Here is a 19,685-nt window from a genome sequence, read left to right as displayed (position 1 = left end):
TGGGTATCCAGTGCATTCGTACCGCATCACACTTTTCCTTCCGATTCGGGCAAGCGCAACACTCGCATTACAGCAGGCGCTTCGTCTTTGCGGCCACCCAACAGGGAGGCCACCACCATGGCAAGTGCGCTCAACGGAATGGTAAACACGCCACTGGCCACGCCACTCAAACCACCAATTTGCACAGCATCCAGGTTAAACAAAGCCATGAACGACGAATTGGTCAGTGCCAGACAAAGGCTTGAACTGACAAACCCGGTGCCCATGGCCCACAAGGCGCCACGGCGTGTGGCACCACTCCAGAAAATACCCGCCACCAGCGGTACAAACAGGCTTGAAGCCGCCAAAGCAAAAGCAGAACCCACCAACACCACAATGTTGCCGGGCTGCAAGCTGGTAATCCAGGCGGCCATCAGTGCTGCACTCAGCAAGGCAATTTTCGACATGGTCACACGCCGTTGTGCCGTCGCCTCAGGGTCTAACACGCGGTAATACAAGTCGTGGGACAAACTGCCCGCAATCGCCAACAACAGGCCGTCTGCGGTCGACAACGCAGCGGCCAAACCACCCGCAGCAATCAAGCCGGATAGAAAAAATGGCATGCCTGCAATTTCAGGCGTAATCAACACCAGAATGTCGGGGCTCAAGCCAATTTCGGCAAACTGCACCACACCATCCTGGTTCACATCCTGTAAAGTCGCCAGCCCGGGGGTTACCCGCGACCACGCGGCAATCCAGTTGGGAATTTCGTTGTAACTCAAGCCCACCAGGTTTTCATACACCACCACTTTGGCGATCACACTCAGCCAGGGCGAAGCCAAGTAAATTACCAAAATGCAACCCAAGGCAAACACCACCGACCAACGGGTTTGCGATGCATTCGGCGTGGTGTAAAACCGCATGATGATGTGGGGCAATGCAACAGTGCCGCACATCAGGGTAAAAGCCACCGCCAGAAAACTGATCAAGGCGCGCGAGTTCGACAGTCCGGAATCGTCTTTGATGGAGCCAAAATGCGGCACACTGGCTTTGACCTTGTCCAGGTAACGCTGTTTCTCCTGACTCCATTTGCGCTTGGCATCCTGTGGGTCTTTGGGATAACTGCTCAACACACGCTCGGCGGCCTTGATTTCCTGAAACGTAGACCCATCGTAGCGGGCCAGCTCCAGGTTTTTGCGGCGTGCTTCATAGCCTTCCGCCCAGGATGAAGGCAAGGTGTCAATCAACAACTGATAACGATCGGCTTCACGCAGGTAAACGCTACGCACCTCGGCTTCGGCGGGGTCTGAGAAAAACTTGCGTTCCTGTGCACGCACATACTCGGGAAAGCTGGTGGGCCCACCCTCCACAAAACGCTCGGTGTCGCCTTTTCCGGTGAATCCGATCAAGGCGACCACACTGACCATCATGGCCACAATCATCACAATGTATTGCGCGACCGCAGTCCACGTAACAGCCCGCATGCCACCCAAAAACGAGCACACCAAAATACCGGCAAGCCCAAAGAAAACACCAATACCGAACTCCACACCGGCAAAGCGCGATGTAATCAAACCCACCGCGTAAATTTGCGCAATCACATACACGAAAGAAATACTCACGGTGACCAACACGCAAATCAGGCGCACCGCCCTGCCCTTGTCGGGGCCGGCATATCGGGTGGCCAAAAAATCACCCACCGAGAAAAAAGCGAATTTGCGCAGGTAGGGGGCAATCAGCAGGGCAATCAGCACGAAACCACCGGTCCACCCCACCAACAAGGCCAAGGCTTCAAAACCGCTGTAAAACAAGGTCCCTGCTACACCCAGAAAGGAAGCGGCGCTCATCCAGTCGGCCGCGGTGGCCATGCCGTTGTACACCGCAGGAACGGTGCGCGAGGCCACGAAGTATTCCTGCATGTCCGAGGTACGGCTGAGCAAGCCGATCACCGCATAAGCGCCCAGCGTGACGAAAATGAAGAAGTAACCAATCCACTGCCGGCCAATGCCGTAGTCCTCCATAATGGCGGCGCCGGCAATACACACCAAAAAACCGAAGGTAAGAACCGAAAAGAACCGGGTCAGGCTGAGCGTAAAACTCATGTATTTACTCCCGGTGCATGGATTCTTTCAAACGAAAAAAACCAGCCCACCGAAATGGAACTGGTTTTTCTCAAGGCAGCTGCACCCCTGTTCAAGGAGAGCACCGGATCAATTAAAGCGGCTTGCCCAATTGATCCAGAATGGCCGGGTTCTCCAACGTTGAAGTGTCTTGGGTAATTTGCTCGCCCTTGGCCAGGCTGCGCAACAAGCGGCGCATAATTTTGCCTGAACGCGTTTTAGGCAAATTGTCACCAAAACGAATTTCCTTGGGCTTGGCAATCGGGCCAATGTCTTTGCCCACCCAGTTGCGCAAGTCCATGGCCAGCTTCTGGCCGGCCTCGCCTGTGGGGCGGTCGCCTTTCAACACCACAAAGGCCACAATCGCTTCACCAGTCAAATCATCAGGGCGACCCACTACTGCGGCCTCGGCCACCAATTCGTTGGCCACCAGTGAGCTTTCAATTTCCATGGTGCCCATGCGGTGTCCCGACACGTTCAACACATCGTCAATTCGACCCATGATGGTGAAATTGCCACTGTCCTTGTCGCGTACGGCGCCGTCACCGGCCAGGTACAACTTGCCACCCAGTTCCTCAGGGAAATAACTCTTCTTGAAACGATCCGGGTCACCCCAGATGGTACGGATCATTGAAGGCCATGGGCGCTTCACCACCAAAATACCACCTTGGCCGTTGGGCAAATCGCCACCCACCTCGTCCACCACCGCCGCCATAATGCCGGGCAATGGCAATGTGCATGAACCAGGCACCAAGGGTGTGGCACCAGGCAATGGCGTGATCATGTGGCCACCGGTTTCGGTTTGCCAGAAGGTATCGACGATTGGGCATTTTTCACCACCCACATTCTTGTAATACCACATCCAGGCTTCAGGGTTGATCGGCTCGCCGACTGAGCCCATCAAGCGAAGGCTGGAAAGGTCGTAGCTCTTTGGGTGCACTTTCTCATCAGCCTCGGAGGCTTTGATCAATGAACGGATCGCTGTGGGTGCGGTGTAAAAAATGGTAGCGCTGTGGCGCTGAATCATTTCCCAGAAACGACCGGCATTCGGGTAGGTGGGCACACCCTCAAACACGATTTGAGTAGCACCTACTGCCAAGGGGCCATAGGTAATGTAAGTGTGACCGGTAATCCAGCCAATGTCGGCCGTACACCAAAACACATCGTTAGGCTTGATGTCGAAAGTCCACTTCATGGTGAGCATGGCCCACAGCAAATAACCAGCAGAACTGTGCTGCACACCCTTGGGTTTACCCGTTGAGCCCGAAGTGTAGAGAATAAACAGCGGGTGCTCGGAATCCACCATTTCAGGCGCGCAGACATCGCTTTGCTTGTCAGCGAGTTCATGCAAATACACATCGCGGCCGGCCTGCATGCCTACGTCTGCACCGGTGCGCTTGTACACAATGACATTCTTCACAGCGTCGCAGCCACCCAGGCTCAGCGCTTCATCCACAATCGCTTTCAGGGGCAACTGCTTACCACCGCGCACTTGCTGGTCGGCGGTAAATACCGCGACTGCACCTGTGTCAACGATACGGTCCTGCAAGGCCTTGGCAGAGAAACCACCAAACACCACGGAGTGGGTTGCACCGATACGCGCGCACGCTTGCATGGCCGCAACACCCTCCACGCTCATGGGCATGTAAATGACAACGCGGTCGCCTTTCTTCACACCCAGGCTTTTCAGGCCGTTGGCAATGCGGCTTACCTTGGCCAGCAATTCCTTGTAAGTCACCTTGGTCACTTCGCCGCCATCGGCTTCAAAAATCAGGGCAACCTTGTCACCCAAGCCGGCATTCACGTTCTTGTCCAGGCAATTGGCCGAAACATTCAATTCGCCGCCAGTGAACCATTTGTAGAACGGTGGGTTGGATTCATCCAATACCTGGTTGTAGGCTTTTGCGAACTGCAGGTTTTCTTTGGCCAGGCGGGCCCAAAAACCTTCAAAATCTGTCTCAGCTTCTTTGCACAAGGCTTTGTAAGCGTCCATACCGCCAATTGCGGCACTGCGTTGCCAGTCGGCACTGGGCTGAAACACGCGTGTTTCATGTGACACTGATTCGATCGATGACATCCTGTCCTCCAAGGGTTACTTAGTTTTCTATTAATTTAGTTTGCATAAACAATAGGCAAGAGCTCTTACTCTCACCTTACACCATGGCGCACCACAGCAATTCGCGTTCCAGCCGGGCGCAACTAGCGCCGGTGTAGCTTGGTTCTGCTATAGTTTGCGCCATTACCCCATTAACCATTGCTGCACTGCACACTTGTCACAAAATGGAACAACACAATAAACAACCCATCCCGCTGCTGGCTCGAATCATCTTCTCCAGTCGCTGGTTACAGCTGCCCCTCTATCTCGGTTTGATCGTTGCCCAAATCGTTTATGTGTATCACTTTCTAATCGAGCTTTGGCACCTGGTCGGCGGCACCGCCAGCCACCAGCTCGACGAAACCGGCATCATGCTGATCGTGCTCGCCTTGATCGATGTGGTCATGATATCCAACCTGCTGATCATGGTCACAGTGGGCGGCTATGAAACCTTTGTCAGCCGCATGAAGCTTGAAACCCACCCTGATCAACCCGAGTGGCTGGACCATGTCAACGCCTCGGTGTTGAAAGTCAAGTTGGCCATGGCAATCATCGGCATTTCCTCCATTCATTTGCTGAAAACTTTCATCAACGCCGAGCAATACGACACCAAAACCATCGTGGCCCAGTCTGCCATCCACGTTATTTTCCTGCTGTCTGCCGTTGCAATTGCCTGGTGTGACCGACTCATCTCGCAACCCGCCCATGGCAAAGCACATTAAAATAGCAGGCTAAGCACTCACTTTGATCAGGAGCAGTTCATGACCACCATCAAGCAAGAAGACTTCATCAGCTCGATCGCGGATGCCTTCCAGTACATTTCCTACTACCACCCGCTTGATTACATTCAGGCACTGGGCAAGGCCTACGAGCGCGAAGAAAGTGCTGCTGCCAAAGATGCGATTGCACAAATCCTGACCAACAGCCGCATGTGCGCCGAAGGCAAACGCCCAATTTGCCAAGACACTGGCATTTCTGTGGTGTTTTTGAAAGTAGGTATGAACGTTCGCTGGGAATCCACCATGAGCGTGACCGACATGGTCAACGAAGGCGTGCGTCGCGCTTACCTGCACCCAGACAACAAACTGCGCGCCTCCGTTCTTCTCGACCCGGCAGGTGCCCGCAAAAACAGCAAAGACAACACGCCTGCGGTCATTCACTACGAAATTGTGCCCGGCGACGATGTCGAAGTCATTTGTGCGGCCAAAGGTGGCGGCTCAGAGAACAAATCCAAAATGGTCATGCTGAACCCTTCAGACTCCATTGTGGATTGGGTCTTGAAAACTGTCCCCACCATGGGCGCTGGCTGGTGCCCTCCCGGCATTTTGGGTATCGGTATTGGCGGCACTCCTGAGAAAGCCATGCTACTGGCCAAAGAAAGCCTGATGGCACCTTGCGACATTCATGAACTGCTGGCCCGCGGCCCCAGCAACCGAATTGAAGAATTGCGCCTGGAGCTGTACGACAAAGTGAATTCCCTGGGCATTGGCGCTCAAGGCCTGGGTGGCCTGACCACGGTGCTGGATGTAAAAATTCTCGACTACCCCACGCACGCGGCATCACTGCCAATCGCCATGATCCCCAACTGCGCAGCCACACGCCACGTGCATTTCCATTTGCATGGTGACGGCCCCGCCAAGCTTGAAGTGCCAAACCTGGCTGACTGGCCACAGGTAAGCTGGACTGCCGACACCGAGAAAAGCAAGCGTGTGAACCTGGACACGCTAACCCCGGAAGAGGTGGCCAGCTGGAAACCCGGGCAAACCTTGCTGTTGAACGGCAAAATGCTGACCGGCCGCGATGCAGCGCACAAACGCATCGCCGACATGCTGGCCAAAGGTGAAAAATTGCCGGTGGACTTCACCAACCGCGTGATTTACTACGTGGGCCCGGTCGACCCAGTGCGCGACGAGGCTGTAGGACCAGCCGGCCCCACAACCGCCACACGCATGGACAAATTTACCCGCATGATGCTGGAAAAAACCGGTTTGATCGCGATGATCGGCAAAGCCGAGCGCGGCCCGGTTGCCATTGAGGCCATTCGCGACAACAAATCAGCCTATCTGATGGCTGTGGGTGGCGCCGCGTATTTGGTATCCAAGGCCATTACCAACGCAAAAGTGGTTGGTTTTGAAGACCTGGGCATGGAAGCCATTTACGAGTTCGAGATCAAGGACATGCCAGTCACAGTGGCCGTGGACAGTACCGGTATTTCGGTGCACAACACAGGGCCGAAAGAGTGGCAAGCCAAGATCGGGAAAATTCCGGTGAGTGTAGCTTAATGAGGTTGCTTAATATTTAAGTTCAACCCACACTGGTCCTGCGCCACCATCTTGGTATGGCGCAGGCCAACACTGCAATCGTTAACAAAACCGACACCTCAAATCCGTACAGCGTGTCACCTGCATAGCCACCATCGGCACCCGAAACCGGCCAGCTTTCTACCGCAGCCTTCACCGCAGAATCAACGGAACCCATTGGCTGGGCGTAGCTGGGTACCAAGGCTGCCAACACTTCAGCATCACTCAATTGCAGGGCCAAATGATTGAAAGTGCCAGAGAAATCTTCGGCGACCAGGCTTTGCTCACCCGCTTTAATTTTTGCGACCCGCAAGGTACCCTCGGGGTGCTGAATGCTTTTGGTTTCAGCCAGCAAAAATGAAGCTCCAGATACTGGGTCATGTCCCAGACCCAACACCAACTGCGCCCCAAACAAGTCAGCCTGCAGTTCCATCTCGCGCATCAACTTCGAATAATCGCGTTTCGCATCGAACGACAACATGAATTCATCGAAGCTAGAGGCGATGCCATACTGCTGCTGAATTTCCAGAGTTTTTTCAGGATGCTTCAGTACCAGGTGACCATACTCATGAGCAATCAAGAAAGCCAACTGATCACTACTCATGAACTGGATTCGATCAAGTCCAATACTTAAATTGGCAGCGCCTTGGTCGTCAATCCAGGTGCCTACCAAGCTACTGTTTTGAATGAAATGAACCTGCGTGGGCACACCATTGAAAAAATGGTTGTCGAACAACACGCTGAGCTTGAGCACTTCGAGCGATTGGTTTGCCATTCAGTAGCCCTCCCTGAAACGGCCTGTGACAAACCATTAAAGCACGTTTTAAAACACATCACAAAATTGAAACAAGCCCGACTTTCCGGGCCTGTTTTTTACTTCAGTTGTGCAGTTTGTTCATGCCATGGCACTTTTGATTTGAGCCAGCGCAGTAGGGTCTTCAATGGTGGTCATGTCGCCGGGGTCGCGGCCTTCACACACCGCCTGAATTGACCTGCGCAACAGCTTGCCAGAACGGGTCTTGGGCAGCACATTCACAAAGTAAACACGCGCAGGCCTGGCCACTGCGCCCAACTGGGAATCCACCACCTTCATGATCTCGGCCTCCAGTGTTTTGGCTTGAGCCTGATCAAGTGAATCGGCCGACTTCAAAATGGCAAACGCAACTGCCACCTGTCCTTTCACCTGATCGGCCACACCCACCACCGCCACTTCGGCCACGGCTGGATGAGACGAAATACTCTCCTCAATTTCGCGTGTGCCCAAACGGTGGCCAGCCACGTTGATCACGTCATCGGTCCGCCCCAGGATAAAGAAGTATCCGTCCTCGTCGCGAATGCCCCAATCAAAAGTGGAATACACCTGCCGGGTTTTGAAACTTGACCAGTAAGTTTTGACAAACCGCTCATCGTCACCCCACACCGTTTGCATGCAACCGGGAGGCAGCGGTCCTTCAATGGCCACCACACCTTTTTCATTCGCTTTACAAGGTTGCGCCGTATCCTCATTCAACACATTCACATTGAAACCAAACACCGGCACACCGGGGCTGCCCAGCTTGCCTGGCATTTCTTCAACACCACGCTGTACCGCCAAAATTGGCCAACCCGTTTCAGTTTGCCAATAATTATCAACAATCGGTTTCCCGATCGCGCCCGAAATCCAGTCCGACGTGGTTTCATCCAAAGGCTCGCCTGCCAGAAACAGCGCTTTCAGCGAACTCAAATCGTATTTGCTCAGGTAGGCAGGGTCTTGCTTCTTTAACACGCGCACGGCCGTGGGCGCCGAGAACAACACAGACACCTTGTGATCCTGCACAATCTTCCACCAAATACCGGCGTCTGGTCGAATGGGCACGCCCTCGTACATCACCGTGGCCATGCCCGCAATCAGTGGGCCATACACAATGTAGCTGTGCCCTACCACCCAGCCAATGTCACTGGTTGCGAAGAATGTTTTTCCTTTTTCGCCCATGAAAATGTACTTCATGGACGCTGCAAGTGCCACTGCATAGCCGCCCACGTCGCGCTGCACACCCTTGGGCTTTCCGGTGGTACCGCTGGTGTACAAAATGTAACTGGTGTCAGTAGCACCAAGCCAGGTCACAGGCACTTTGGCCGTGGCCAGTTCCTTGCGCAATGCGGCGTAATCGTGATCCCGACCTTCCACAGTGTTAAAAGGCACCAAACCACGATTCACCATCAACACATGACCAGGCTTGTAACTTGAACGCTCTATCGCCTCGTCCAGCAGCGGTTTATAAGCCACCGCCTTGCCTGCGCGTGAACCCGCGTCGGCCGACACAATAACCTTTGGCTTTGCATCTTCAATTCGAGAAGCCAGACTGTGCGATGCAAACCCCCCAAATACCACCGAGTGAATGGCACCAATTCGCGCACAGGCCAGCATGGCAAAAGTTGCTTCGGGAATCATGGGCATATAGATCAATACCCTGTCGCCTTTCTTCACACCCATTTTTTGCAGCATGGCCGCTGCAATTTGCACCTCTTGGTGCAATTGACGGAAGGTGTACACCTTTTCCTGGTCCACTTCCGTGGACACATAAATCAAGGCTGGCTTGTCACCCAATTGGTCGAGGTGCCGATCCACCGCGTTGTAACAGAGGTTGGTTTCACCACCCACATACCAGGCTGCAAAGGGGGGTTTGCTGTCATCCAGAACCTTCTCGAAAGGTTTTTGCCAATGAATCAAATCCGCCTGGCGAGCCCAAAAACCCTTGGGGTTGCGAATGGATTCATCGTACAAATTCTGATAGGTCCCATTGGACTGGTACTTCGTTTGCTCAACCACAGCACTGTCTCCTCATTCTTGTTGCACCCAATGTAGGAACTCGCGCTTACGACACTCTGACTACCGCAAAAATTATTGATAAACGAGAACACTTCTTGTTACATAAATGATTACTATTTGCTAGACTAGTGAAGTCAAATTTCAACCAACCACATTCAGGAAAGTCCTTATCATCATGAATAACACTTTCAAAAAACTGATTTCAGTTTCAATTGCAGGCTTGATTGGCGTAAGCGCAGCCGCGCAAGCCAACGAGAAAGTCATCAACCTGTACTCGGCCCGCCACTACTCAACCGATGAAAAAATGTACGAGGACTTCACCAAGCAAACAGGCATTGCAATCAAACGCCTGGAGCTGGGTGATGAAGCCCTGCTTGAACGCATGCGCAGTGAAGGCGCACGCAGCCCTGCCGACGTGGTGCTGCTGGTGGACGCGGCCCGCCTTGCCACAGCCCAACAAGACGGCTTGTTTCAACCTGTAAAGTCCAAAGTACTCAGCGAAAAAATCCCGGCGCAATTCACGGGTGAAAATGGTCTTTGGCATGCGTTTTCAGCACGCAGCCGCGTCATTGTGTACAACAAGGCAAACGTGGATCCCAAGCTGGCCCAAAACTATGAAGACTTGGCCAAGCCCGCATTGAAGGGCAAAGTTTGTACACGCACAGGCTCACACCCCTACATGTTGTCCTTGATGAGCAGCATGATCAGCCACTTGGGCGAGAAAGGCGCTGAAACCTGGGCACAAGGTGTGGTCGCGAATATGGCCCGCAGCCCCAAGGGTGGTGACACTGACCAAATTCGCGCAGTCGCATCTGGAGAATGCGGTGTTGCCTTGACCAACAGCTACTACTGGGTTCGCTTGCTGAATTCTTCCAAGCCAGAGGACAAAGAAGTGGTGTCCAAAGTTGGTTTCATTTGGCCCAACCAAAGTAGCTATGGCGTACACATGAACGTATCAGGCGGTGCCGTGGCCAAGAATGCACCGAATCGCGAAGGGGCAATCAAATTTTTGGAATACCTGGCCAGCGATTCTGCCCAAAAATACTTTGCCAATGGCAACAATGAATGGCCAACAGTGCCCGGCGTGAAAGTGGACAATCCTGCTTTGGAGTCACTGGGCCCCTTCAAGCAAGACGTAACTCCCGCCAAAACACTGGCTGCCAACACCGCCTTGTCTCAGCAAATCATGGATCGCGTGGGTTATAAGTAATCAAATTTGGTAACTTACTGACAGTCCATCCGTAAAAAAGCCCCACACTTTTTGTGGGGCTTTTTTTATTCACAAAACTGAAAGAAGCTTGCTACACTTCAAAACGTCAATGTAACCGGCTAGTAAATTGGTGAAAAAAGCGAACGACAACAATAAAAACGCGGCGCCTACCCTCGAGACAAAACGCCTGGGCACACGCAAAGTTCCCAAAGAACAACGAATGAGTCAAATTCTGGACGTGGCGGGCTCTGTCTTCTCGCGTCATGGTTTTCACTCCACCAGCATGGAGCAAATCGCAGAAGGCGCAGGTGTAACCAAACCTTTGCTTTACCGCTACTTTGGTTCCAAAGATGCGCTGTACCTGGCCACCATTACCCAGGTTGGCAATCACTTGATGTCGGGCCTTTCCATGCTGATGGCCAACCCAAACCCCAAAGAGCGTCTGAAATTGATCATGCTCAGCTTTCTGACGTTTGTAGAACGTCACCGGGATGGTTGGTCTGTGCTGTACAACGAAGCGCTCACCAGCGTAGGCCCAGTGGGCGAGAAGGTGGCTTTTTTCAGAAACAGCTTTATTGAAGCCTCGGCCAAAACCATTGAAGAATTGAACGATCCCACCAAGGCCAAAAACGGTGACAAAGCAGGCATTCAATCAGTGGCATTGGCCAACATCATGGTTGGTGCTGTTGAGGCCGGCGCACGGTGGTGGATCCAGCACCCGGAAATTCCGATTCGAGACATGCAGAAAATGATCGAAACCAGTTTGATGCCGGGACTGTCGGAGAGATAGCAGCGGTGTGTGGGCATTTGCAAAGTCGCATGCCCTGTTATTGCATCCGCAAAGTCGCATGCCCTCCCCCGCCTGAAAGTCTGTATTTCCCTTTTTGAAGTTCACACTGACTCACCGAGATTCGGCAAAAAAGATGGCCGAACTCGGTGTCGGCTCGTAGCCGAACGTGGCGTGTGAATTCAAACGGGCAGACTTTCCTGAAGGCGGAAGGACGGCAAAGCGAACTTTGCGAATGCTGAAAACAGCCGCTCGCTAGGTCATGAATCGGCCCTTAACCACTGGCGGAGATTGATTGGTTAGCCGGTTAAGGTTTGTAGCAGCGTTGCATCATTGTGCCGATTCAAGATCAAGTCGCCCGGTTTGATTTACAGCGAGGGGCGACCTGCAAGGTCGATGCGAAGACGCTTTTGCGTTTCGCATGAACCGAGCCAGAATCAAAAAGGGGAATTCGACTTGGATCTAGGCGCAATGAGTGACGCGCTGCAAACCGATTCAACTTCTTACGCGCCGATACTACCCACCATCAACACTTTCGAATCACGCTCCGCCAGCACTTCAAACTTCGAAGCACCATCGGCTGTCACATGCTTCACCGAAATACCAGAAGGCAAAAACACCGGCTGCTTGAACGACAAATCGAACTTGCTGGCACGCGTACCCAAACCGGCTTCAACAATGCTCAGTGTTTTTGCGGCAGTCCACATGCCATGCACAATGGCCTGTTTGAAACCAAACATTTTTGCGGTTTGCGCGTACAGGTGAATCGGGTTGTAATCGTTTGAAACCTTGGCGTACTTGCGTCCCATGTTCTCGGGCACTTTCACGGCGGCGTATTGCGCACCCAATGCACTCAAAGGCTCAACAGGTGCTGGTTTCGTCAAAGGCTTGGGCATACCCTTCACGCGGCACAAAATGGTCATTACACTGCTCCAGTGCACTTCCTCGCCGACCAAAAACTGGGTGTGTACATCAAATTCCAGACCCAGCGAAATGCTGCGGGTATCGCCCACTGTCACCAACACATCGTAAGCCACACCGTATTCCAGCGGCTTGGCGCATTCAATTGAGTTGTGCAAGTGAACCATGCCCAACATCGGCATGGGGTGCTCAGGGCGGCTCAGCAAATACATGTGCAGGGGCGAAGCCACCACCTGAGGCGCGGTCAGGGAAATTTCATCTTCCTTGAAGCCACACACAGCGTTGTACTGGCGTACCCACTCGCGGTCAATAAACACTTTCTTCACCCGGGCACCCAGGCGTGCAGCCTGTGTGTCGGGTTTTGGTTTTTTATTGGACGTGGTGGCAGCCTTCAGCAGCAGCGCCTTGCCGTTTGGAAACTCGGTCAGCTCGAAAAATTTCGCCGCTGCTTTCAGGGTGTCATTCACGCTCATGATTTCACTTCTCGATAATTGCTGTTACGCCGATACCACCGGCTGCACAAATAGAGATCAAGCCCTTGCCGCTGCCTTTTTCATTCAACAGCTTGGCCAAGGTGGCAATAATGCGGCCACCAGTGGCGGCGAACGGGTGGCCCACAGCCAGTGAACCGCCTTTCACGTTCAGCTTGCTGCGGTCAATTGAACCCAAAGCTGAGTCCAGACCCAGTTTTTCCTTGCAGAACTTGGGGTCTTCCCAAGACTTCAAGGTACACAGAACCTGTGCAGCAAACGCTTCGTGAATTTCATAGAAATCGAAGTCTTGCAGCTTCATATTTGCTTTCTTCAGCATACGTGGCACTGCGTAGGCTGGGGCCATCAACAGGCCTTCCTTGCCCGATACAAAATCAACACCGATTGTTTCGCTGAAAGTGAGGTAAGCCAAGGGCTGAATGCCACGTGCCTTGGCCCAGTCTTCAGAGGCCAGCAGCACAGCAGAAGCGCCGTCAGTCAGTGGTGTCGAGTTACCGGCAGTCATCGTGCCCTTGCCGCTCTTGCGATCAAATGCAGGCTTCAAACCTTGCAGGCGCTCTACAGAAGAATCGGCACGCAGATTGTTGTCACGGGTCAAACCGTTGAATGGTACAACCAGGTCGTCAAAGAAACCTTCTTCGTAGGCCTTGGCTGCTTTCAAGTGGCTGCTCACGGCCAGTTCGTCTTGCTCTTCACGAGAAATATTCCATGTTTGCGCCATCACTTCACAGTGCGCGCCCATGCTCATTTTCGTGCGTGGTTCAGCATTGGCAGGTGGCAGTGGTGCCAAGTGCTTGGGGCGAATTTTCAACAGGGCAGCCAGCTTGCCTTTGGTGTCGCGGGCGCGGTTGGCTTCCAGCAAAATTTTGCGCAGGCCTTCGCTTACAGCAATCGGTGCGTCGGTGGTGGTGTCTACACCGCCAGCCATGCCCACTTCAATTTGACCCAAGGCAATTTTGTTGGCCACCACAATGGCCGCTTCCAGGCCAGTACCGCAGGCTTGCTGAATGTCGAAAGCCGGTGTCATTGGGCTCAAACCTGAACCCAATACAGATTCACGGCACAGTGAAAAATCGCGGCTGTGCTTCACTACTGCACCAGCTACTACATCGCCCAGTTCTTCACCATGCAACTGAAACTTGTCGACAACACCTCGGAATGCTGCAGTCAACATGTCCTGGTTGGATTTGCCAATGTAGGCTGTGTTTGAACGTGCAAATGGAATGCGTGAACCGCCAATAATGGCAACGCGACGACCGTGTTTCATAGAATTTTCTCCAAATAATTTTTTAGTTGCAGGCAGCGTGTTTGTATTTACGCGCCCACCAGGTTTTGTCCGCACACACGCAAGGTGGCACCATTTACACCAGCAGCCAAGGGGCTGGCCATGAAGGTCACTGCTTCTGCAATATCCACAGGCAAGCCGCCCTGCGACAGGCTGGACAAACGACGCGCCACTTCACGGGTAACCACGGGAATGGCCGCTGTCATTTGGGTTTCAATAAAGCCCGGTGCAATCGCGTTAATCGAAATGCCCTTGCCTTCCAGTTGCTTGGCCATGGCATCCACATAACCAATCACGGCACTCTTTGTCGCTGCATAGTTGGTTTGGCCTGCGTTACCGGCAATACCGCCAATCGACGAAATGCACACAATGCGCGCATTCATGCCAAATGCATCACCTGCCAACAACTGATCGTTACAACGAACAATCGCACCCAGGTTCACGTCCAACACCATGTCCCACAGGTGGGCAGCCATGTTGCGCATCATCTTGTCGCGGGTAATGCCTGCGTTGTGCACAATAATGTCGATCTTGCCACCCTTCTCAGCTGCTACAGCAGCCAGCTTTTTGCCTGCGTCAGCATCAGTAATGTCCAGCGGGCAGGCAATGCCGCCAATGCTGCTCATGGTGGCGCCCAATACGCTTTCATCCGCGGGGCGATCCACGCCGATCACGGTTGCACCCTCGCGGGCCAGCACTTCTGCAATCGCCGCACCAATGCCGCGTGCAGCACCGGTTACAACAGCCAGTTTGCCAGTCAATGGCTTTTCAGAAAACGCTGCAACTTTCACGCCCTTGGGCGCGCCAACCACTGGCAACACCTGGCCGGTTACAAACGCTGAATGCGGGCTCAGGAAAAAGCGCAGCGCACCTTCAATGCCGTTTTCAGCACCGGTTTTCACCTGAATCAAATTGGCTGTGGTGCCGTTCTTGCCACTTTCTTTCGCAAGGCTGCGAATAAAACCAGGCAAAGAAGACTGCGCTGTTTCAGCCAATGCATCTTTGCAATCACCGCGGGGGCGGCCAATCACCACGATGCGGCTGTTTGATGGCACTTTGCGCAAACGTGGATTGAAAAAGTCATACAACAAACGCAGGTCAGCCACATTGGCGGCTGACGTTACATCCAGTACGTAAACATTTTCAGGCACGCCGTTGTCAGCTTGAGAAATGCTCACATCTACTTTGGCCTTGGCCGCAGCTTGCTTGATGCCGTCCAGACCTGCCAAATCGGCAGACACCTTGATCGATGCACCCATGGCATTCAATGCCTTCACCACGGCAGTGGCCACCGGGCCAAACGCGCTGGCTCCCACCAATGCATTTGAATTGGCCAATGATTTTTCAGCGTATCCGGCTTTGGCGCGCTTCAACATGGGGGGCACGGGCAAGCCCAGTGCAGCGGCAATTTGTTTACCTGTCGAGGTGTGAACAAATTCAAGAATTTTGTCGGCCATGAGTCTCGTCCTTCTTATAGGGGGAATGTCTTTTTTCAGGGCTTAGCATAGCCCACCAAGACAATGTTACTGTTGCGTAACTTGCGAGTGTATAGAAAGTTGACCAGAAAATCGTAGAGGGTCGTCTCTAACCCGGAAAGGTTAAAGGTGTATCACCCGGTTGCCAAGGGCTGTACTTTGTCATGGCCCGTTCAAGCACATTCGACGCGAGGAAAGCGCTTAACCAACGCTTCAGAGCATCGTAGCCGGGCGCAGCATCAAACCACGCCTCATCGGCAATTCTGAACTGGCGCACAAAAGGCAAAATTGCATAGTCTGCAAAGCTGGGTTGAGCACCGAACAGGAAGGTGTCCGCTTGTTGCCCATGCTGTTCAAGCACTGCATTCCACTGCGCCAGAATTTTTTCACACACCGCACGGTGTTCAAGCGGGTCGCAGGTGTAGGTTTCCGCGTCATTTTTAACATGGTATCTGTGCGGGTATTTGTATCGGTCCAGATTGCGCTTGAATTCGCCATCAAGCAGCGCGATCCAATCATCACATTGTTGTTGCTGCCCAGCATTCAGCACCAACCAGTCTGCCGGAAAACTCTGGTCCACCGCCCAACGCATCACATCCAGACTTTCGTCAATCACCGTGCCATTGGGTAACCACAACACGGGCACTGTGCCTTTGGGTGAAATTTCAAGCATGTGTGCCGGTTTGGCGCGCAACACCAGTTCGCGCACCTCAACCTGCAAACCAGCTGCAACTATCGCTAGTCGCGCACGCATGGCATAGGGGCAACGGCGAAAGGTGTACAACACAGGCAAACCAAGCTGGTGATCCAACTCAATCACTCCGCGTGCGCTTCTTTGGGAGGTACTTCTTTGGGCAACATCTTGCGGCCAATGTGCTTTTCATTGCGCAGCTTGGCCAGTTGAATCTGCTTTTGGCGCTCACCAAAACGCTTCTTTTGGTCGTCAGTCAACGAATCGTAGCAATGCGGGCAACCTACTCCCTGAATGTATTTCTCGCTTTGCTTTTCTTCCTCGGTAATCGGCATACGGCAGGCATGGCAAAGGTCGTAATGCCCCACTTGCAAACCATGGGTGACCGATACCCGTTGATCAAATACAAAACACTCGCCTTTCCACAAACTTTGTTCTTCAGGAATTTCTTCCAGGTACTTCAAGATGCCACCTTCAAGGTGGTACACCTCATCAAAACCTTGTTCCAACATGTAGGCTGTGGACTTTTCGCAGCGAATGCCACCGGTACAAAACATCGCAATCTTCTTTGGTCGCTTGTCTGCAGGCAAGTTTTTCAAGTTCTTTTCAACCCATTCCGGAAACTCGCGGAATGTCGTGGTGGCAGGGTCTACAGCACCTTCAAAAGTACCAATTGCATACTCGTAGTTGTTGCGGGTGTCGATCACTAAAGTGTCTGGGTCTTGAATCAAGGCATTCCAGTCGGAAGGCTTCACATAACGGCCCACCAAGCGATTCGGGTCAATACCGTCTTTGCCCATGGTCACAATTTCACGCTTCAACTTCACCTTCATGCGCGTGAAAGCCTGTTCAGGCGCAATTGAATACTTGGGTGACAAATCACCAAAACGTGTATCGGCCCACAAAAAATTCATCAAGACAACGATACCGGCGCGCGGTGCGCTTACCGTGCCATTAATTCCCTCTTTGGCCAGCAACAGGGTACCCAATACACCGTTTTCAGCGCACACCGCCTCAAGCCGGGGCTTGATGTCTTCGAAATCAGGCAGGCTGACAAACTTGTACAGTGCAGCGACCACGATTTGATCAGATTGTGGAATGGAGTCTTCGGTCATCGCCATGGCAATTCTTTCTGTGGATTAAACTTAGCCTGCTATTGTAACCGAGCCCCCGGTTTTACCCAATCAAGCAAAAAGCCAAAGCAGCATGGGCTTTGGTAAACTGAGGCACAAGCAATACAGCCAGTCGCAACACCCATTACAAGAACACACATCATGAATGCCTTCTGGATCTTGGTCCTTTTGATTTTGGTTTCCGGCTTTTTCGCCCTCTCGGAAATGGCACTGGCCTCCAGTCGGCGCTCCAAGCTGCAGGCCATGGCCGACGCAGGCAATCCCAAAGCTCGAATCGCCATTCAAATCATGGACAATCCAAGTCGCTTGCTGGCCGCCACACAAACGGGCATCACAGCGGCTGCTCTGCTCATGGGTATTTACGGCGAATCAGCGCTAACAGCCACCTTTCAGCATGTCATTGACCAATATTTCCCAACACTCAGCGATTGGGCCGGAGTCATTTCATTTGCAGTCACAATCGCCTTGGTAACCGGGTTCTCCATTATTTTTGGCGAAATCGTACCCAAACGTCTGGCCATTGCCAATCCGGAAAAAGTGGCTGCGTTCTGCGCCCCCTTCATGTCGATATTCCTGAAAGTGCTCAGCCCTGCCATTGCCCTGCTCTCCAAGGGTTCCGACCTGGTGCTCAGCTTCATCCCGTTCAAAGCCGCCCCTGCTGTCAGCACCATTGAAGAAATTCAGGCATTTCTCGATGAAGGCGCCAAAACCGGCATGCTGGCCCCCGAAGAACGCCACCTGATGAGCAATGTGTTGCGCCTTGAAGACCGTCGCCTGGCCTCGGTCATGACCCCTGTCAGCGACATTGCTTACCTTGATTTGCACGCCCCGCGCGAGGACAACCTGCGCCTGTTGCGTGAAGCACCCCACTCGATGTTGCCCATATGCAAAGGCAGTTTGCAGCAGGTCATCGGCGTGGCTGAAAGCCACGATATTCTCCAGGCCGCCATGGAAGGGGACATTGATTTCGCAGAAATTCCCCTGCAAAACCCCTTGTTCGTCCCGGCCTCGCTCACACTTGTCGATTTGCTGCGTACCTTCCGTCAACAGAAAAAGACCTTTGCATTCGTGGTCAGCGAATTTGGCATGACTGAAGGCATCGTGACGATTGATGATGTGTTGTCCAGCGTGGTGGGCGACATGATGCCCATGATGGACACCCCCGAAGAGGCCTTGGCTGTGAAACGCGAAGATGGCTCATGGCTACTGGACGGCCTGCTGCCCATTGATGAAATGAAAATCAAACTGGGAATTCGTGGTTTGCCTCAAGAAGACTTGGGCAACTTTCACACCGTCGGTGGATTCGTGTTGGCCTCATTGGGCCGAATTCCGAAAAAAACCGAGAAATTTGACTGGAACAACTGGCGATTTGAAGTGGTGGATGTGGACCGCAACAGGGTAGACCAAGTGCTGGCCACCCCGAAGCAGTCGGGTTAATTCAAACCCTGCAATTCAAACTCTGGGGTTCAATCCCTTCGGCATGGGGAAGGCAATATTTTCCTCCACGCCTTCCATATTTCGCACCGACAAAGCACCCCATTCTTTCAGGCGCTTCACCACGCCTTGCACCAGGTGCTCGGGCGCTGAGGCACCCGCAGTCAAGCCTATGTGTTTCACACCATCAAACCAGGCACGCTCAAGGCTGTCTGCATTTTCAATCAGTTTGGCAGGTACACCCAGTTTTTCAGCCACCTCGCGCAGGCGATTGGAATTGGAACTGCTGGGGCTACCCACCACCAACACCAAATCCACCTGGCGTGCCATAAACTTCACCGCGTCCTGACGGTTTTGCGTCGCATAGCAAATGTCTGCTTTCTTGGGCTCTCGAATCTCAGGAAACTTCGATTTCAGCGCTGCAATTACCCTCGAAGCATCGTCAACGCTCAAAGTGGTTTGCGTCACAAAAGCCAATTGCGTACCCGCTGCAATATTCAGCTTGGCCACATCCTCCTCAGTTTCCACCAAGTAAATGCCGTCCTTCACCTGTCCCATGGTGCCCTCTACTTCGGGGTGGCCTTCGTGACCAATCATGATGATCTCGCAACCCTGTGCACGCATCTTGCTGACTTCCACATGCACTTTCGTAACCAGTGGGCATGTCGCATCAAACACTTTCAAGCCCAGGCTTTCCGCTTGGGTGCGAACATCTTGCGACACCCCATGGGCGGAAAACACAACTGTGGAGCCGGTGGGTACATCTTCCAGTTCATCCACAAAAATTGCACCCTTACCGCGCAAATCTTCGACCACCGTTTTGTTGTGAACAATTTCATGCTTCACATAAATGGGCGAACCAAATTGCTGCAAGGCACGTTCCACAATTTCAATGGCGCGGTCTACACCCGCACAAAAACCGCGCGGTTGGGCCAGGCTAATTTCCATACTCACC

General features: G+C 53.0%; 15 protein-coding genes. 5 read left to right on the top strand and 10 right to left on the bottom strand.

Annotated elements, in window-relative coordinates; translation table 11 throughout:
- Positions 1 to 26: 26 nt before the first annotated feature.
- Together B4N58_RS07140 and acs are read right to left on the bottom strand one after the other, a co-directional pair.
- The gene (locus B4N58_RS07140; protein ID WP_008252277.1) at positions 27 to 2,081 is read right to left on the bottom strand and encodes a VC_2705 family sodium/solute symporter; all 2,055 of its coding nucleotides are present in this window, start codon (positions 2,079 to 2,081) and stop codon (positions 27 to 29) included.
- Positions 2,082 to 2,193: 112 nt separating this feature from the next.
- Complete coding sequence (gene acs / locus B4N58_RS07135) at positions 2,194 to 4,176, bottom strand: acetate--CoA ligase (RefSeq protein ID WP_291747440.1); 1,983 nt, start codon at positions 4,174 to 4,176, stop codon at positions 2,194 to 2,196.
- Between the two features lie 203 nt (positions 4,177 to 4,379).
- Here acs and B4N58_RS07130 point away from each other — a divergent pair, with 203 nt between their 5' ends.
- Entirely contained in the window at positions 4,380 to 4,916 is a 537-nt protein-coding gene (locus tag B4N58_RS07130; protein WP_291747437.1) for a TIGR00645 family protein, read from the top strand.
- 39 nt (positions 4,917 to 4,955) lie between these two features.
- Positions 4,956 to 6,476 (top strand): fumarate hydratase, encoded by a 1,521-nt coding sequence (locus B4N58_RS07125; protein ID WP_008252280.1) that lies wholly within the window; start codon positions 4,956 to 4,958, stop codon positions 6,474 to 6,476.
- A 22-nt stretch (positions 6,477 to 6,498) separates the two neighbouring features.
- On the opposite strand, the gene B4N58_RS07120 is transcribed toward B4N58_RS07125, so the two are convergent.
- Together B4N58_RS07120 and B4N58_RS07115 are read right to left on the bottom strand one after the other, a co-directional pair.
- Complete coding sequence (locus tag B4N58_RS07120; RefSeq protein WP_291747432.1) at positions 6,499 to 7,269, bottom strand: M48 family metalloprotease; 771 nt, start codon at positions 7,267 to 7,269, stop codon at positions 6,499 to 6,501.
- 120 nt (positions 7,270 to 7,389) lie between these two features.
- Positions 7,390 to 9,303 carry a propionate--CoA ligase gene (locus tag B4N58_RS07115; protein ID WP_291747428.1) on the bottom strand — a complete coding sequence of 638 codons (1,914 nt, stop codon included), beginning with the start codon at positions 9,301 to 9,303 and terminating at the stop codon, positions 7,390 to 7,392.
- A 175-nt stretch (positions 9,304 to 9,478) separates the two neighbouring features.
- Here B4N58_RS07115 and B4N58_RS07110 point away from each other — a divergent pair, with 175 nt between their 5' ends.
- Together B4N58_RS07110 and B4N58_RS07105 are read left to right on the top strand one after the other, a co-directional pair.
- Positions 9,479 to 10,513 carry a Fe(3+) ABC transporter substrate-binding protein gene (locus B4N58_RS07110; RefSeq protein ID WP_008252283.1) on the top strand — a complete coding sequence of 345 codons (1,035 nt, stop codon included), beginning with the start codon at positions 9,479 to 9,481 and terminating at the stop codon, positions 10,511 to 10,513.
- A 130-nt stretch (positions 10,514 to 10,643) separates the two neighbouring features.
- Positions 10,644 to 11,303 carry a TetR/AcrR family transcriptional regulator gene (locus B4N58_RS07105; protein ID WP_291747425.1) on the top strand — a complete coding sequence of 220 codons (660 nt, stop codon included), beginning with the start codon at positions 10,644 to 10,646 and terminating at the stop codon, positions 11,301 to 11,303.
- A 500-nt stretch (positions 11,304 to 11,803) separates the two neighbouring features.
- On the opposite strand, the gene B4N58_RS07100 is transcribed toward B4N58_RS07105, so the two are convergent.
- The 5 genes from B4N58_RS07100 to B4N58_RS07080 all read right to left on the bottom strand — a co-directional run bounded on the left by B4N58_RS07100 (position 11,804) and on the right by B4N58_RS07080 (position 17,284).
- Complete coding sequence (locus B4N58_RS07100) at positions 11,804 to 12,694, bottom strand: MaoC/PaaZ C-terminal domain-containing protein (RefSeq protein ID WP_291747421.1); 891 nt, start codon at positions 12,692 to 12,694, stop codon at positions 11,804 to 11,806.
- A gap of 4 nt (positions 12,695 to 12,698) precedes the next feature.
- On the bottom strand, positions 12,699 to 13,979 hold the full coding sequence (locus B4N58_RS07095; protein WP_008252287.1) for an acetyl-CoA C-acetyltransferase: 1,281 nt from the start codon (positions 13,977 to 13,979) through the stop codon (positions 12,699 to 12,701).
- Positions 13,980 to 14,026: 47 nt separating this feature from the next.
- Complete coding sequence (locus B4N58_RS07090) at positions 14,027 to 15,454, bottom strand: 3-oxoacyl-ACP reductase (RefSeq protein ID WP_291747417.1); 1,428 nt, start codon at positions 15,452 to 15,454, stop codon at positions 14,027 to 14,029.
- 127 nt (positions 15,455 to 15,581) lie between these two features.
- Entirely contained in the window at positions 15,582 to 16,292 is a 711-nt protein-coding gene (locus tag B4N58_RS07085) for a glutathione S-transferase (protein ID WP_291747414.1), read from the bottom strand.
- Positions 16,289 to 17,284, bottom strand: a complete 996-nt coding sequence (locus B4N58_RS07080; RefSeq protein WP_291747411.1) for a rhodanese-related sulfurtransferase — start codon at positions 17,282 to 17,284, stop codon at positions 16,289 to 16,291. The genes B4N58_RS07085 and B4N58_RS07080 overlap by 4 nt, the downstream gene beginning before the upstream one ends.
- Before the next feature lie 153 nt (positions 17,285 to 17,437).
- Here B4N58_RS07080 and B4N58_RS07075 point away from each other — a divergent pair, with 153 nt between their 5' ends.
- Entirely contained in the window at positions 17,438 to 18,733 is a 1,296-nt protein-coding gene (locus B4N58_RS07075; RefSeq protein ID WP_008252291.1) for a hemolysin family protein, read from the top strand.
- A gap of 15 nt (positions 18,734 to 18,748) precedes the next feature.
- On the opposite strand, the gene ispH is transcribed toward B4N58_RS07075, so the two are convergent.
- The gene (gene ispH, locus B4N58_RS07070; protein WP_291747526.1) at positions 18,749 to 19,678 is read right to left on the bottom strand and encodes a 4-hydroxy-3-methylbut-2-enyl diphosphate reductase; all 930 of its coding nucleotides are present in this window, start codon (positions 19,676 to 19,678) and stop codon (positions 18,749 to 18,751) included.
- Between the last annotated feature and the right edge of the window lie 7 nt (positions 19,679 to 19,685).

The sequence above is a fragment of the Limnobacter sp. UBA3528 genome, from assembly GCF_002377005.1.
In the GTDB taxonomy this organism is placed as follows: domain Bacteria; phylum Pseudomonadota; class Gammaproteobacteria; order Burkholderiales; family Burkholderiaceae_B; genus Limnobacter.
The sequence above is the reverse complement of the archived record's forward strand: the minus strand, read 5'-3'. Positions and strand labels throughout refer to the sequence as shown.

Bases quoted from the DNA above. Each gene is read 5' to 3' on its own strand.
- B4N58_RS07110 (WP_008252283.1), top strand. From the start codon at position 9,479: ATGAATAACACTTTCAAAAAACTGATTTCAGTTTCAATTGCAGGCTTG.
- B4N58_RS07080 (WP_291747411.1), bottom strand. From the start codon at position 17,284: ATGGCGATGACCGAAGACTCCATTCCACAATCTGATCAAATCGTGGTC.
- B4N58_RS07130 (WP_291747437.1), top strand. From the start codon at position 4,380: ATGGAACAACACAATAAACAACCCATCCCGCTGCTGGCTCGAATCATC.
- B4N58_RS07100 (WP_291747421.1), bottom strand. From the start codon at position 12,694: ATGAGCGTGAATGACACCCTGAAAGCAGCGGCGAAATTTTTCGAGCTG.
- ispH (WP_291747526.1), bottom strand. From the start codon at position 19,678: ATGGAAATTAGCCTGGCCCAACCGCGCGGTTTTTGTGCGGGTGTAGAC.
- acs (WP_291747440.1), bottom strand. From the start codon at position 4,176: ATGTCATCGATCGAATCAGTGTCACATGAAACACGCGTGTTTCAGCCC.
- B4N58_RS07095 (WP_008252287.1), bottom strand. From the start codon at position 13,979: ATGAAACACGGTCGTCGCGTTGCCATTATTGGCGGTTCACGCATTCCA.
- B4N58_RS07090 (WP_291747417.1), bottom strand. From the start codon at position 15,454: ATGGCCGACAAAATTCTTGAATTTGTTCACACCTCGACAGGTAAACAA.
- B4N58_RS07140 (WP_008252277.1), bottom strand. From the start codon at position 2,081: ATGAGTTTTACGCTCAGCCTGACCCGGTTCTTTTCGGTTCTTACCTTC.
- B4N58_RS07075 (WP_008252291.1), top strand. From the start codon at position 17,438: ATGAATGCCTTCTGGATCTTGGTCCTTTTGATTTTGGTTTCCGGCTTT.
- B4N58_RS07125 (WP_008252280.1), top strand. From the start codon at position 4,956: ATGACCACCATCAAGCAAGAAGACTTCATCAGCTCGATCGCGGATGCC.
- B4N58_RS07120 (WP_291747432.1), bottom strand. From the start codon at position 7,269: ATGGCAAACCAATCGCTCGAAGTGCTCAAGCTCAGCGTGTTGTTCGAC.